The sequence below is a fragment of the Tropicimonas sp. IMCC34043 genome, from assembly GCF_003390845.1.
GTDB lineage: Bacteria > Pseudomonadota > Alphaproteobacteria > Rhodobacterales > Rhodobacteraceae > Tropicimonas.
Genome location: NZ_QMEK01000004.1, coordinates 81,202 through 95,848, shown reverse-complemented (window position 1 = coordinate 95,848; position 14,647 = coordinate 81,202). Strand labels below are relative to the sequence as shown.

At 64.5% G+C, this 14,647-nt stretch carries 15 protein-coding genes and 1 tRNA gene; 5 read left to right on the top strand and 11 right to left on the bottom strand.

Annotation, left to right across the window (positions count from 1 at the left end; genetic code table 11):
* Positions 1-184: 184 nt before the first annotated feature.
* The 7 genes from DQG17_RS15165 to fabD all read right to left on the bottom strand — a co-directional run bounded on the left by DQG17_RS15165 (position 185) and on the right by fabD (position 6,922).
* A complete protein-coding gene (locus DQG17_RS15165; protein WP_116133921.1) occupies positions 185-1,528 on the bottom strand; it encodes a DNA-packaging protein in 1,344 nt (447 codons plus the stop codon).
* On the bottom strand, positions 1,467-1,880 hold the full coding sequence (locus tag DQG17_RS21705) for a hypothetical protein (protein ID WP_157973629.1): 414 nt from the start codon (positions 1,878-1,880) through the stop codon (positions 1,467-1,469). Before DQG17_RS21705 ends, DQG17_RS15165 begins: the two co-directional genes overlap by 62 nt.
* A gap of 126 nt (positions 1,881-2,006) precedes the next feature.
* Positions 2,007-3,161: an endolytic transglycosylase MltG gene (mltG, locus tag DQG17_RS15160; protein ID WP_116133704.1), complete on the bottom strand. Its 1,155-nt coding sequence runs from the start codon at positions 3,159-3,161 to the stop codon at positions 2,007-2,009.
* A complete protein-coding gene (fabF, locus tag DQG17_RS15155) occupies positions 3,161-4,423 on the bottom strand; it encodes a beta-ketoacyl-ACP synthase II (RefSeq protein ID WP_116133703.1) in 1,263 nt (420 codons plus the stop codon). Before fabF ends, mltG begins: the two co-directional genes overlap by 1 nt.
* A gap of 161 nt (positions 4,424-4,584) precedes the next feature.
* On the bottom strand, positions 4,585-4,818 hold the full coding sequence (locus DQG17_RS15150) for an acyl carrier protein (protein WP_116133702.1): 234 nt from the start codon (positions 4,816-4,818) through the stop codon (positions 4,585-4,587).
* A gap of 313 nt (positions 4,819-5,131) precedes the next feature.
* Positions 5,132-5,869 (bottom strand): 3-oxoacyl-[acyl-carrier-protein] reductase, encoded by a 738-nt coding sequence (gene fabG / locus DQG17_RS15145; protein ID WP_116133920.1) that lies wholly within the window; start codon positions 5,867-5,869, stop codon positions 5,132-5,134.
* A gap of 111 nt (positions 5,870-5,980) precedes the next feature.
* Positions 5,981-6,922: an ACP S-malonyltransferase gene (gene fabD / locus DQG17_RS15140; protein WP_116133701.1), complete on the bottom strand. Its 942-nt coding sequence runs from the start codon at positions 6,920-6,922 to the stop codon at positions 5,981-5,983.
* 163 nt (positions 6,923-7,085) lie between these two features.
* Here fabD and DQG17_RS15135 point away from each other — a divergent pair, with 163 nt between their 5' ends.
* Entirely contained in the window at positions 7,086-8,288 is a 1,203-nt protein-coding gene (locus DQG17_RS15135; RefSeq protein ID WP_116133700.1) for a cytochrome b/b6 domain-containing protein, read from the top strand.
* Between the two features lie 72 nt (positions 8,289-8,360).
* Here the strand turns inward: DQG17_RS15135 and DQG17_RS15130 are convergent, their stop codons facing one another.
* Entirely contained in the window at positions 8,361-8,942 is a 582-nt protein-coding gene (locus DQG17_RS15130; protein WP_116133699.1) for a YceI family protein, read from the bottom strand.
* A 283-nt stretch (positions 8,943-9,225) separates the two neighbouring features.
* Here DQG17_RS15130 and rpsF point away from each other — a divergent pair, with 283 nt between their 5' ends.
* From rpsF to rplI, 3 genes are read left to right on the top strand one after another with little or no spacing between them, the layout of a single operon-like run.
* On the top strand, positions 9,226-9,648 hold the full coding sequence (gene rpsF, locus DQG17_RS15125; protein ID WP_116133698.1) for a 30S ribosomal protein S6: 423 nt from the start codon (positions 9,226-9,228) through the stop codon (positions 9,646-9,648).
* Between the two features lie 29 nt (positions 9,649-9,677).
* Positions 9,678-9,905 carry a 30S ribosomal protein S18 gene (rpsR, locus tag DQG17_RS15120; RefSeq protein WP_116133697.1) on the top strand — a complete coding sequence of 76 codons (228 nt, stop codon included), beginning with the start codon at positions 9,678-9,680 and terminating at the stop codon, positions 9,903-9,905.
* A gap of 12 nt (positions 9,906-9,917) precedes the next feature.
* Positions 9,918-10,532, top strand: coding sequence for a 50S ribosomal protein L9 (gene rplI / locus DQG17_RS15115; RefSeq protein WP_116133696.1), 615 nt, complete (start codon positions 9,918-9,920; stop codon positions 10,530-10,532).
* Positions 10,533-10,650: 118 nt separating this feature from the next.
* Here the strand turns inward: rplI and DQG17_RS15110 are convergent, their stop codons facing one another.
* The 3 genes from DQG17_RS15110 to DQG17_RS15100 form a co-directional block, all read right to left on the bottom strand.
* Entirely contained in the window at positions 10,651-11,712 is a 1,062-nt protein-coding gene (locus DQG17_RS15110) for a transporter substrate-binding domain-containing protein (protein WP_116133695.1), read from the bottom strand.
* A gap of 311 nt (positions 11,713-12,023) precedes the next feature.
* Positions 12,024-13,355: a trigger factor gene (tig, locus tag DQG17_RS15105; protein ID WP_116133694.1), complete on the bottom strand. Its 1,332-nt coding sequence runs from the start codon at positions 13,353-13,355 to the stop codon at positions 12,024-12,026.
* A gap of 26 nt (positions 13,356-13,381) precedes the next feature.
* Positions 13,382-13,468: transfer RNA gene (locus DQG17_RS15100), tRNA-Leu, on the bottom strand.
* A 397-nt stretch (positions 13,469-13,865) separates the two neighbouring features.
* Between DQG17_RS15100 and lipB the strand changes: the two genes are divergently transcribed.
* The gene (gene lipB, locus DQG17_RS15095) at positions 13,866-14,537 is read left to right on the top strand and encodes a lipoyl(octanoyl) transferase LipB (RefSeq protein ID WP_116133693.1); all 672 of its coding nucleotides are present in this window, start codon (positions 13,866-13,868) and stop codon (positions 14,535-14,537) included.
* The last annotated feature ends 110 nt before the right edge of the window (positions 14,538-14,647 follow it).

Here is a 14,647-nt window from a genome sequence, read left to right as displayed (position 1 = left end):
GGGATCCCCGCCATCGCGAACGCCAGCAGACCTGCCTGCGCGTCCACGACCCCGCCGTGGCGCGACCGCGCCCCGCGCTCGCACTCCATTCAGGCTTCTTCTGTTCAAAAATATCCCGGGGGAGTCCCGCACCGCGGGACGGGGGCAGCGCCCCCTCTCCCGCGACCGGCCGGAGCAGACCGGCCTAAAGCGCCCGGATCCCCGGCCGGCGGAACTCTCCGGCCGGCTCGATCATCAGCTCGGTCAGCGCCCAGACCAGCGCGTCAACCCGGTCGGGCGAGCCCCTGCCATCGTAGCCCCTGACCCTCATCCGGCACATCTGGTCCTCAAGCACGCCAAGCCCGCGCAGATGGTGCACCCGTCCCTGCTCATAGAGCGCGGCAACAGGCTCGGCCCGAGCCGCCTTGCCGAACTGCGCCCGCACCGCCCGGAACGGCAGCATCGGGTCGATCTGGTTCAACAATGCCTGCACCAGATCGCCACCCTGATTGACCTCAGCGATCAGCCTGTCGGCGCCATGCCTGTCTCGCGCCGCAACAGCGGCATGCGCCCAGGCCAGCGGCGAGGCAGCACTCAGGCTTGCATCCTCCAGCACATAGGCTTCCCAATCCCGCGGCCTGCCCGTCATGACGACGCCAACGACGACAATGCCGCACTCGTCCGACCCCCTGTGGCCCGTGACCGGCGGATCGATCGCGACCACGATCCGGTCAAGCTCTGGCGCCCGGTCGACCCGCCCAGCCTCGATGGCCGCGGCAGTCCACAACGCCCCTTCGACCTCCTCGATCAGCTCGCCGTCCAGTTCCTGCCGTCCGCGATGCGTCCCGGCATAACGCGCCTGGACTTCTTCAAGAAAACTCGCCGCCAGATTGGCCCGGTTCGCCTCGGTCGGGGCCGAAGTGACGACTGTCGATGCCCGCCCCAACAGCTCCTTCAGGACCGCGACATCCCGCGGTGTCGTGGTCACGCATTGCCGCGGGTTCTCCCCCAGCCGCAGTCCGAACTGCAGCATTGCCCAGGCCTCCTCGGCCTTTTTCCACTTCGCCAGTTCGTCGACCCAGGCACAGTCGAATTGCGGGCCCCGCAGGCTCTCGGGATCATGGGCCGAAAACACCTGGGCGACCGCCCCGTTGCGCCAGACAAGCCGCTTGCGCGTCGCCTGCCATTCCGGGCGGCGATCTGGCGGCGAACAGGCAAGGATCCCGCTGTCGCCGAAGATCATCACCTCGCGCACCTGCTCGACCGTCTCGCCAACCAGCGCGACGCGCCGGCAAAGACCCGGGTCGTCCGGGCCCGCCCCCTCGACCTGGCTTCGCACCCATTCCGACCCGGCGCGGGTCTTGCCCGCGCCGCGCCCGCCAAGGATCACCCATGTCTTCCAGTCGCCCCGGGGGGGCAACTGGTGGGGCATGGCCCAGAACTCGAACAGCCAGGGCAGTGCACACAATGCGTTGCCGCTCAGCCCGTCAAGAAATTCCTGCTGCACCTCGTGCGGCGCGCAGACGAGCCATTCGGCTCCCGATCTCATCGCGGGCCCCGGCAAGGTCGAGAGCCTGCTGATGAACATTCCCGACGAGTCTGCGGCGAAGGTCTTCGACATGCCTTGCCTCCTCCATCATGGTGACCGATGCCTTCCGGATCTCGGACAGAACCGGGGAGAGCTTCCTGGCGCGCTCGGTCTTGCCCAGGCCGACCTCGCGAATGATCTCGGTCAGCTCCCGCGAGCTGCTGCGATAAAGCTCGACGGCCTGGTCGAAAAACTGACCAGCGTCATCGCCCGCCGGCACGGGCGCCATAGAATTATCCATTGATTGAACCTGCTCTTTCTCATGCTCCTCCGCACGAGCGAAATGGGACAAACAGAAAAGCGCCGGGACCATCGGTCCGGCGCTTGCCCACGTCTTCCAGCTTGCTTGTTTTCTACATTGGACCGTTCGCAAAGTCAAGCGAACTTTGCACCGTCCGCATTGGGCAGCGTACGCCAGGTTACTGAATATTAAACACTTTCACTGGTTGGCCCGCTGCGCCTCGATGGCCCGCCAACGGTTGACGTTGGCGTTGTGCTCGACCAGCGTCGCGGCAAAGGCGTGCCCGCCGCTGCCGTCGGCCACGAAGAACAGATAGTCGCTCTCGGCCGGATTCAACGCCGCCGCAATCGACGCCCGGCCCGGGTTGGCAATCGGCGTCGGCGGCAACCCGCGATTGACATAGGTGTTGTAGGGCGTGGCCTTCGCCAGTTCGCTCTGCCGCAACCCGCGCCCCAGCACGCCCTTGCCTCCGGTGACGCCATAGATCACCGTCGGGTCGGTCTGCAGCCGCATGCCCTGCTCCAGACGATTGACGAAGACGCTCGCAACCAGCGGACGTTCCTCGGCAACGCCGGTTTCCTTCTCGACGATCGAGGCCATGGTCAGCGCCTCATCCGGCGTCTCGTAGGGCAGCCCCGGCGCCCGCGCGGCCCAAAGATCGCCCAGAATATCCGCCTGTCGCGTCTCCATCTGCGCCACCAGCGCAGCACGGTCGGCATTGCGCCCGACCTCATAGCTGTCGGGCGCCAGCGCTCCCTCGGCCGGCACCGTCGCCAGTTCGCCGGAAAGGAACGGCGCCGCCTTCAGCGCCTCGACCACCTGCCAGCTCGTCACGCCTTCGGCCAGCGTGACACGGATCCGCGTGCTCGGCTCGGCCAGAATGTCGAGGACTTCCGCCGGTACCGGATCGACTCCGATGTCGATATCCGCAACTTCCTCGTACTTCTGGGTCGCCGGGTCGAGATCGCGCACGATCATATCGGCCATCGCCACCCCGATCCGATAATTCACTTCGGTGCCACAGGTGCTGCGACCGCTCGCCGTGATGGCTAAGATGATCTCTTCCATCGAGGCGTGGGCAGGCACCACGAAACTGCCTGCTTTCAACAGATCCGACCGCTTGCTGTATTCCGCGCCCAGCCGAAAGATCGTCGGGCTGCTGATCGCACCCTGCGCCTTCAGCGCCTGCGAGACCGAGCCCAGCGAGGCACCCGTGGGCACCTGAACACAAATCGCCTCGGCCAGCGGACCAGAGCCGGAATATTCACGATTGCCCCAGATTACCGCGCTGGCCACCCCGAGCAGCAGGACGACAAAGATCGTCAGCGCATTCGACGCGATGGACCTGGCCATCAGGCCACAGCCCTTCCCAGCACCAGAGTGGCATTGGTGCCACCGAAGCCGAAGCTGTTGGTCATCACGGTGTTGATCTCGCGCTCGCGCTTCGCATTGGCCACCAGATCGATCCGCACCCCGTCGGGCGGAGTATCGAGGTTGATCGTCGGCGGCGCAACCTGATCGCGGATCGCAAGGATCGAGAAGATCGCCTCCACCGCCCCGGCCGCGCCCAGCAGATGCCCGATCGAGGATTTGGTCGAGGACATGGTGGCCTTGCTCGCCGCATCCCCAAGCAGTCGCTCCACCGCGCCCAACTCGATCGTGTCGGCCATGGTCGAGGTCCCGTGGGCGTTGATATAATCAATGTCGCCCGGCGTCAGCCCGGCCCGCGTCAGGGCCGCGGTCATCGACCTGAAGCCGCCGTTGCCATCATCGGCCGGCGCGGTGATGTGATAGGCATCCCCCGACATCCCGTATCCCAGCACTTCGGCATAGATCTTGGCGCCGCGCGCCAGCGCGTGTTCGTATTCCTCCAGCACCACGATCCCGGCCCCCTCGCCCATGACGAACCCGTCGCGGTCGGCATCCCACGGCCGGCTCGCGCTGCTCGGGTCGTTGGCGTATTTGGTCGACAGCGCCTTGCAGGCGTTGAACCCGGCGATCCCGATCTCGCTGATCGGGCTCTCTGTGCCGCCTGCGACCATCACGTCGGCATCGCCCAGCATGATCAGCCGCGATGCGTCGCCGATTGCGTGCGCTCCGGTCGAACAGGCCGTCACCACGGCATGGTTCGGCCCCTTGAACCCAAAGCGGATGCTGACATGGCCGCTGGCCAGATTGATCAGCGCGCCGGGGATGAAGAAGGGCGAAACCCGCCGCGGACCCTTTTCCTTGATCAGCACCGCTGTCTCGGCGATCGAAGTCAGCCCGCCAATCCCGGCACCGATCATCACACCGGTCCGCTCCCTGCTTTCCTCGTCCTCCGGCATCCAGCCCGAATCCCGCACGGCCTGATCGGCCGCCGCAACGGCATAAAGGATGAAATCGCCAACCTTGCGCCGATCCTTCGGCTCCATCCAGTCGTCGGGATTGAAGGTGCCGTCGCTTCCGTCGCCATAGGGAACTTCGCAGGCGTAGGCCGTCACCAATCGCGATGCATCGAAACGGGTGATGGGGCCGGCGCCGGAGTCTCCGGCCAGAAGTCGCGCCCAGGTCTCCTCGACGCCACATGCCAGAGGCGAAACCATCCCCAAGCCGGTGACAACCACTCGCCGCATTTCCACACCTCGGTTCTATTCAGTCTTTGCGCGGTGATACACGTGCCGGCACGACCGCGCAACACGCCCCGACCTGACCGAGCGGCCCCCCGCCAGAGCGCCGAAACGAAAACGGCGCCCCACCAAGGGAGCGCCATTCGATAGTCCGACAGCCCGGGGTTTCAGGCAGCTTCGGTGATGAACTTGACCGCATCGCCGAAGGTCTGGATCGTCTCGGCAGCATCGTCTGGGATCTCGATGCCGAACTCTTCTTCGAACGCCATCACCAGCTCCACGGTGTCCAGGCTGTCGGCGCCCAGATCGTCGATGAACGACGCGCTCTCGGTCACCTTGTCCTCTTCGACACTCAGGTGCTCCACAACAATCTTCTTCACGCGATCCGCGATCTCGCTCATGTCAGTTCCTCATTCACTGGGGTTTCAAGCCCCGTTTTTGCTCCGTGCCCGTCCGGGCGACCCATTGCCCCGACGGGGCGCGCCATAGCCCGGTCTCGCGCGGGGCTTCTGCCCGTTTACCGCCGGCAAAGGCGGGGTCTGGACCGAAAACTGCGCCGCCTTTAGCATGTTCCCCTGCAAATGCAAACGCTTTGGCCGCACCCGATGCCACCCAATGACTCGAGCGATTCTGTGCTCCGCAACATGGGCGGAGCCTACGTGCAGCGCAAGCCCGGCACAGGTGTTTTTCCCTGCGATATTTGCGGCCCCGGGCTTACAGCATCGCCATGCCGCCGTTCACGTGCAGCGTCGCGCCTGTGACATAGCCCGCTTCGGGACTTGCCAGATACAGCACGGCCGCAGCGATCTCCTCGGGTTCGCCCATCCGTGCGGCCGGGATCTTGGTGTTGATCGCGGCCTTCTGGTCCTCGGTCAGCTTGTCGGTCATCGCGGTGCGGATGAAACCCGGCGCCACGGCATTGACGGTGATTCCCCGGCTTGCCACTTCACAGGCAATCGATTTCGTCATGCCGATCATCCCCGCTTTCGATGCGGCATAATTGGCCTGCCCGGGATTGCCGGTCGCCCCGACGATCGACGAGATATTGATGATCCGCCCCCACCGTGCCTTCATCATCGGCCGGATCGCGCCGCGGCAGAGCCGCATGGTCGAGGTCAGATTGACCTCCATCACATGCGCCCATTCATCGTCCGACATCCGCATGAACAACTGGTCGCGCGTCACCCCGGCGTTGTTGACCAGAATATCGAGCCCGCCCATCGCCGCCGCCGCAAGTTTCGGCAAGGCATCGACCGACGCACTGTCGCTCAGGTTGCATGGCACCACATGCGCCCGCTCCCCCAGTTCCGCGGCCAGCGCCTCCAGCGGCTCGACCCGGGTCCCGGAAAGCGCCACAACCGCCCCTGCCTCATGCAGCGCCCGCGCAATTGCTCCGCCGATCCCGCCCGAGGCGCCCGTCACCAACGCCGACTTTCCCGTCAAATCGAACATCGTCATCTCCTGCCTGCGCCACCGCGCCTTCTTCTGTTTCAAAATATCCTGCGGGGGTGCGGGGGTGCAAAACCCCCGCGGCCGCTGCCACGGGCGGCACCGCCCTTCGGCTCAGCCGTCCAGGCTTGCCGCCGCCGCGGCCACATCCTCGGGGCTGCCCACGGCGCGCACAACGATAGATTTCTCGATCCGCTTCACCATGCCGCTCAGCGCCTTGCCGGCGCCGATTTCCCAGATTTCGGTCACACCCTGCGCCGCCATCCACTGGACGGATTCGCGCCAGCGCACCGAATGGGTCACCTGCTCGACCAGCAATGCGCGGATTTCCTCGGGATAGCTCACCGCCTCGGCCCGCACATTGGCGACCAGCGGCACGCGGGGCGTCCCGATTTCAACCCCCGCCAACGCCTCGGCCATCGCCTCGGCCGCGGGCTGCATCAGTGCGCAATGGAAGGGCGCGGACACCGGCAGCATCAGCGCCCGCTTGGCGCCCTTTTCCTTGGCGATCACCGCGGCACGTTCCACGGCCGCCCTGGTGCCCGAGACCACCACCTGGGCCGGGTCGTTGTCATTCGCCGCAGCACAGACCTCGCCCTGCGCCGCCTCGGCCGCAATCTCGATCACCTCCGCCAGCCCGAGCCCCAGGATCGCGGCCATCGCGCCCTCGCCCACGGGCACCGCCTGCTGCATTGCCTTGCCGCGGATTCGCAGCAGCCGTGCCGTATCGGCCAGTCCCAGGGCGCCTGCCGCGCAAAGCGCCGAATATTCGCCCAGCGAATGCCCGGCCACAAAGGCCGCCGCGGTAACCTCCACGCCTTCCTCGCCAAGCGCCCGCATCGCCGCGATCGAGGTCGCCATCAGCGCGGGCTGGGCATTCGCGGTCAGCGTCAGCTCGGCGATATCGCCCTCCCAGATCAGCTTTGACAGCGGTTCGCCAAGGGCTGTGTCGACCTCATCGAAGACGGCCCTGGCCGCCGGATAGATCTCGGCCAGCGCCTTGCCCATCCCGATTGTCTGCGCGCCCTGGCCCGGAAACACGAATGCTCGGCTCATACTCACTCCCTTCCTTCATGTTGTGCCCCCTCTAACGTTTCGGGCGCCGCCTCACAAGCGACGGGCCACGCGCACATTGCCTGTGCGCGCAGGGGCGTGGGCCGGGATGCTGCATCGCAGTATCGTCAGGAAAGTTCCAAAGTTCCCAACTCCCGGAGTCCCCATGTCCCTTCGCAACACGACCAGCAGCTATGGCGCCGTCGCGCGCGCGCTGCACTGGCTCGTCGCCCTCCTGATCCTCGTGCTCCTGCCTCTCGGTCTCGTTGCGGATCAGTGGCCCTATGCGACCGCCGGACAGCTTGCAGCCAAGGCGCAGCTCTTCAGCCTGCACAAGACACTTGGCGTCACCGTCTTTTTCCTCGCGCTCGCCCGAATTCTCTGGGCCGCGACGCAGCCGCGGCCGGCGCTTCTGAATGGCGAAAAGCGGCTTGAAAGCACGCTGGCCGAGGCGGTGCACTGGCTGCTCTATGTCTGTCTTGTCGCCACGCCACTGACCGGCTGGATCCACCACGCCGCCACCGCGGGCTTTGCGCCGATCTGGTGGCCCTTCGGACAGTCGCTGCCACTGGTGCCGAAATCCGAAGCCGTCTCTGCCGCCTTCTCGGGCCTGCATCTGGTCTTTGTCCTGCTGCTGGTGCTCGCGCTCGGACTGCATGTCGCGGGCGCCCTCAAGCACCACGTGATCGACCGCGACGCGACGCTGCGGCGGATGCTGCGCGGCGACCGCGCCGCGCCGGCCCATCCCGCCCCCCGTCATGCCCGCCCGGCCGGGGCGATTGTCCTGACCGCGATCGTCGCAGCGCTCGGCGTCGCGGCCCTCGGCGGCGCATTCGCACCCGAGGCGCAGCCACCGCAGACAGCCGCACTCGATGACGTCGCAACCGGCTGGCAGGTTCAGGAAGGAACGCTCGGGATCGTCGTGCGCCAGATGGGGTCCGAGGTCGCAGGCTCCTTCGCCGACTGGACAGCCGCAATAGATTTCGACGAAACGGCGACAGACGGCACGCACGGAACCGCCGAGGTCACGATAGCCATCGGCTCGCTCAGCCTCGGTTCGGTCACAAGCCAGGCGCTCGGCGCCGACTATTTCGACGCTGCGCAGTTCCCGACCGCAACCTTCCGCGCCGACCTGCTGCCCGGACCCGATGGCACCTATCTGGCAGAGGGCAGCCTGACCCTGCGCGGGGTCGAGGTGCCGGTCGCATTGCCGTTCACACTCCAGATCGACGGCGACACCGCAGTGATGGCGGGCGCCACCACGCTTGACCGGCGGACATTCCACATCGGCGACAGTCAGGCTGCAGACACGACGCTGGGCTTTGATGTGGCCGTCGAGATCGCGCTGACCGCACATCGCGTGCGCTGACGCCCTGCCCCCAAATGCAAACGGCCGCCGGATCGCTCCGGCGGCCGTTTCCGTTTCAAATTCAGGCAGCGATTACTCGGCCTTCATCGCCTCGATCGAGATCGCGACCTGCACATCGTCGCTGATGTAGGGCGCATAAAGCCCAAGGCCATAGTCCGACCGCTTGACCGTGGTCGTGGCGCTGAACCCGGCCCATTCCTTGTTTTCCATCGGGTGCATGCCGGCCTGATCCAGTTTGGCATCCAGCACGACGTCCTTCTCGACACCGTTCATGGCCAGCACGCCCGTAATCTTGCCGGTGTTCTCGCCCGTCAGTTCGATGCCTGTCGACTTGAAGCTGATCATGTCGCCTTCCTTGGCGCCAAAGAAGTCGCCGGACATGAAATGCTCGTCACGTGCCTCCCATCCGGTGAACATGCTCAGGACCGGCAGCGTAACCTCGACCGAGCTTTTCGACGGATCTTCCTTGTCCCAGTCGATCGTGCCCTCGAAGCCCGAGAACATGCCGGTGGTGGTCGAAAAGCCGAGGTGGGAATAGGTGAACACGATCTGGCTGTGGCTTGGATCGAGATCGTATGTCTCGGCGGAAGCGGTCATCGTTGCGGCAAGCGAGACGATCGCGGCAAGCGCTGTGGTCCGGAGGGGGAAGGTCATTCGTGCAGGTCCTTTGCAGTTTTTAAAACGATGCACTGGACATGGCCGCATGCGTCCGGATGTGAAATTCCGCACTGCCGCACAGCAGCATAGGCGCCCGCGCGCATCCCGCAGCAATCCTGTCCGACCGCGCCAGAGGGGCCAAAGCAGCTTGCATCGGCGCGCGCTTTGACGTAACAGCGCCCATCTCCGCAAGCTACGTGACCAGCGGCGCCTCTCGTGGACGGGAAGCGGAGACCGGCCCCGTCCTATGAAGGCCGCTATAGAAATGACAGGAGCACACATGCCGCTTTACGAGCATGTCTTCATTGCGCGCCAGGATCTTTCCTCTGCGCAGGCCGAAGGACTGATCGAGCACTTCGGTGCCATCCTTTCCGACAACGGCGGCAAGGTCATCGACCAGGAATACTGGGGCGTGAAGACCATGGCCTACAAGATCAACAAGAACCGCAAGGGCCATTATGCCTTCCTCAGGACCGACGCGCCCGCGCCGGCCGTGCAGGAGATGGAACGCCTGATGCGGCTGCATGACGATGTGATGCGCGTTCTGACCATCAAGGTCGACGAGCACGTCGAAGGGCCCTCGGTCCAGATGCAGAAGCGCGACGAACGTGACCGCGGAGATCGTGGCGACCGCGGGGATCGTGGTGACCGGGGCGACCGCGGAGATCGTGGTGATCGTGGCGACCGCCGCGAACGTCGTTGATCCATCACCTCAGGAAAGGACCGTAACAAATGGCTACAAAACCGTTTTTCCGCCGCCGCAAGGTCTGCCCCTTCTCGGGTGATAATGCGCCGAAAATCGACTACAAGGACACGCGTCTGCTGCAGCGCTACGTTTCCGAACGTGGCAAGATCGTGCCCTCCCGCATCACCGCCGTCTCGGCCAAAAAGCAGCGCGAGCTGGCCCGTGCGATCAAACGCGCACGGTTCCTGGCCCTTCTGCCTTATGCCGTGAAGTAAGGAGTCCTGATCATGGATGTCATTCTTCTCGAACGTGTGGCCAAGCTTGGCCAGATGGGTGAGGTCGTCTCGGTCAAGGACGGTTACGCCCGCAACTTCCTGCTGCCGCAAGGCAAGGCGCTGCGCGCCTCGGAAACCAACAAGGCGCGCTTTGACGTCGAGCGCGCCCAGCTCGAGGCCCGCAACCTCGAAACGAAGGCCGAAGCCGAAAAGCTCGCGGCCCGTCTCGACGGCCAGAAGTTCGTGCTGATTCGCTCGGCATCGGACGCCGGCGCGCTCTATGGCTCGGTGACCCCGCGCGATGCTGCGGATGCTGCGACCGAAAACGGCTTCAGCCTCGACAAGAAGCAGGTCGCGCTCGCCCGTCCGATCAAGGAACTGGGCCTGCACGACGTGCACGTCAACCTGCACCCGGAAGTCGAAGTGGTGATCGTTCTCAACGTCGCCCGTTCGATCGAAGAGGCAGAACTACAGTCCTCGGGCAAGTCGATCCAGGAACTGGCAGCCGAGGAAGAGGCCGCGGCCGAATTCGAGATTGCCGAGCTCTTTGACGATATGGGGGCCGCCGGTCTCGATGACGAAGATTCGGACGACAACCTCGTCCAGACCCCGGAAAGCTCCGACTGAGGCTTTTCGACATCGCAATCAGACGGGCCGCACCGAACACTCGGTGCGGCCCGTTTCATTTCTGCCGGACGCCGGATCACCTGAATCGGAGCGCTGCCGAACGCAACGCTGCGCCTCCTCAGTCGCGCGGTCCAAAATACTCGTTCTGAAGCGCCTGAACCTCCTCCGCCTCCTGCGCGTCGAGAACCTCGAGCGTCAGGTCTCGGGTCAGCGGGCTGTCGAGCGGCACAGCAAAGCCATATTTGACCGGATGGAAGATGGGTCCGACAACATCGAGCGAATCCTCGGGGTGCGATACCGCATAGTATTCCAGCAGCGGGGCGTCGCCGACCAGTGCGTCGATCGCGTCGGTGTGAAGCGCCTCGGTCGCCTCTCCCATCGTGTTATAGACCACAACGTCCAGCCCCCGCTCATAGGCGACATCCTCGGCCACGCTGCCATCGAGCACCGCCACAGTCTTGCCCGGCAGGTCCTCCAGGCTGTTGATCTGGCGTTCCAGCGACTGGGTCGTCATCACGCTCGTCACCGACGAGGTTACGAAGGCCACGACAGCGACACCGCCGACCAGCCATATGGCCTGCCAGACCCGCCCGATCCAACCGAATAGATGGGCGCGGTTCGGCATCTTGCCGCTCGTCGCGATCGACATGATGTTGTAGAAACTTTCGGCCAGGCCGTCGCGCCAGCGGGCGGGATAGTTCGGGGTATAGCGGCGGTCAAACAGCGTGAGCCCCAGCGTTCCGACAAGGATCAGGCCACCGATCCAGGCGTAGTAGCGCAGGAATCCGGCATCGCGCAGGCCGTTGAACAGACGCCGCAAACCGCCCTGCGACGGTTCATCGACCATTATCCGCAGACCGCCGTCATACCACGGCTGGGTGAAGTTCATCGTCTCGGCGCGCTCGCGGGTAATCGTCATGTCCGCAACGGCGACATCGATCTCGCTGGCCCGCGTCGCGCGCAGGATCTCGCGGATCGACGGATAGACAATGTAGTTGAACTCGTAGCCCCGATCCTTGGCGACGCTCTCCCACAACTCGATGGCGATGCCCGATGGGTCGGTGGTCGCATTCATCACGAATGGCGGGCTGTCGATGATGCCGACCCGATAGGTAATGTCATCATTCGCCTGCGCGGGTTCGGCGGCCGCAGGCGGCACCTCCTGCGCAAGAAGCGGCATGACCCCGAGACAGAACAATATCCCGCCCAGGACACAGCCCAAAAGGGGAAAACCTGTCAGTCGGCAGTGGCTTCGGAAAAGCATGACACACGCCCCGCTGCTATTCTCGCCTTATCTATGGGCCAGGGCAATCGTAGTGCCGCGCATCGGAATATCGCCACGACGGCGAACGTCCTGGTGGAAATATCAACCGAAGGGTGACTGAAAAGAGACATTGCCATAGTCGGCCCCGCTGGCGTCGCATTGGCCCCGGAACGAAAACGCCGCCCGGAGGGGCGGCGTTTCAAACTTCAGCGGAAGGTTCCGGCGGGTCACTCTTCGTCGAGCTTGTCCACGGCTTCCTTCAGCGTCTCCTTGTCGGCCTCGACCTCTTCGATCTGGGCCAGTTCGAAGATATAGTCGACAACCTTTTCCTCGAACAGAGGCGCGCGGATCTGCTGCTGCATCTGACCGTTCTTCTGGACGAATTCGAAGAACTCGCGCTCCTGGCCCGGATACTGACGCGCCTGGTTCATGACCGCCTGGGTCATTTCGGCATCCGAGACCGTGATCTCGTTTTTCTGGCCGAGTTCCGCCAGAAGCAGCCCCAGCTTGACCCGACGCTGGGCCAGACGCTTGTGCTCGTCCGTCACGTCGATCTCGGGGTGGTCGTGGCCGTGCACGTCCGGATTTTCGTCATGCCAGAACTGATGCGCGATCTGCTGCGCTTCGGCCTCGACCAGGTTCGACGGCAGCTCGAAGTCAACCAGTTCGTCGAGCTTGTCGAGCAGGCCGCGCTTCATCACCGCCCGAACAGCACCGGCATATTCCGCTTCCAGACGTTCGCGGATCTGCTCCTTCAGCGCATCGAGGCTTTCGGCCCCGAACTGCTTGGCAACCTCGTCGTCAATCTCGGCTTTCACCGGTGCCTTCACCGCCTTGACGGTGCAGGCGAAGACGGCTTCCTTGCCGGCCAGATGAGCCGCACCGTAGGCTTCGGGGAAGCTCACGGTCACGTCACGCTCTTCGCCGACGGCGGCGCCGATCAGCTGCTCTTCAAAGCCGGGGATGAACTGACCCGAGCCCAGCACCAGCGGAAAGTCCTCGGCAGAGCCGCCTTCAAAGGCCTCGCCGTCAACCCGGCCGACGAAATTCATCGTCACCTGATCGCCCGACTCGGCCACGGCACCCTCGTCGCGGTCCTCGAAATTCTTGACCTGTTCGGCCAGCCCCTTCAGGGCTTCCTCGACGGCCTCGTCGTCGGCCTTCACCACCAGCTTCTCGAGCTTGACGGTGCTGAAATCCGGCTGGTCGATGTCGGGAAGCTTTTCATAGGACAGCGCCACGACAACGTCGTCGCCTTCCGTCCAGTTTTCGCCTTCCATCTTGACCTCGGGCTGCATCGCCGGCCGGTCGCCGGTGTTCTGCAGATGCTCGGTCATCGCGCCATCGACCGCTTCCTGCATGGCCTCGCCCATAAGACGGGTGCCGTACTGCTTTTTCAGCAGCGGCATCGGAACCTTGCCTTTACGGAAGCCCTTCATCTCGATTTCGGGCTGCGCCTCGGCCAGCTTCTCATTCACCTTGGCATCGAGTTCCGACGCGGTGATTGTAATCTGATAGGCCCGCTTCAGGCCCTCGTTCTGGGTCTCGGTCACCTGCATCGGTCTTCGTCTTTCCGTAAAATGTCTGGTGCGGTCGAGAAGACTCGAACTTCCACGGGAGTTACCCCACAGCGACCTCAACGCTGCGCGTCTACCAATTCCGCCACGACCGCACGTGATCAGGTAGGCCGGGCGTAGATAGCGAAGGCCCGAGACATTGAAAAGCAGTTTCTTTGCCCGTGCCGCTGATTTATGGCGCCGCTTTGCGAGGGATCGAAAAGAGCCCGAGCGCGCGCCGGCGCAGACCCGTTTGGGGGCCGCCGCGCCCCGAGTTTCCGGTTCGAACGGCACGTTTTCATCGCGGACGGGCCTCGGCGGTGGCCGCTGCGATCGGGATCATGGCGACGAATGATGCGGATGCGGGGGGCCGGTGTCGCGTCAGGACAAGCCTCGAGGAAAAGGATGGCGAAAACCGCGGGGGTTTCCATCCCGGGCCATGGCCCGATTCGAAAATGCAGGCTATGGATCACTCCCTGAACCGATTCGAGCGAGCCTTGGGAGGCCGTGCCAATGGTGAACTGGATCATTCGCGAAGGTCTCGTGCCCTATCCGCAGGCCGTGGCAGAGATGGAGGCCCTTGTGGCCGGCATCATCGCGGGCACCGAGGACGAGGCGGTCTGGCTTCTCGAACATCCCCCGCTTTACACCGCCGGCACCTCGGCACGCGGCCAGGACCTGATAGACCCCGATCGGTTCCCGGTTTTTGAGACCCGGCGCGGCGGACAATATACTTATCATGGCCCGGGGCAGCGCGTGGTCTATGTCATGCTCGACCTCAACCGGCGCGGCCGGGATGTGCGGGCCTTTGTCGAATCGCTCGAAAACTGGGTCATCGACACGCTCGACACCTTCAACATCCGTGGCGAGATCCGCCCCGGCCGCGTCGGGGTCTGGGTCGCGCGCCCCGAAAAGCCGCTGCTGCCCGACGGCAGCCCGCGCGAGGACAAGATTGCCGCCATCGGTATCCGTCTGCGCAAATGGATCAGTTTCCACGGCATCGCGATCAACGTCGAACCGGATCTTGACCATTTCGGCGGCATCGTGCCCTGCGGAATCACCGGCCACGGGGTCACAAGCCTCGTCGATCTCGGCCTGCCCGTCACCATGGCCGATCTCGACGTCGCGCTGCGCTGGTGTTTCGAGCAGCGGTTTGGCGCGACGCAGGAAACCGATGCGCCCTGAGCCAGCGACCGACCAAGGGGCCCGCGATTTTCCCTTTTGGCCCGGGATTGAATGTTGCCCGGTGCGCGGCAACACAATACGGTGACTTCTGGACGCGACGGTATGCCGAC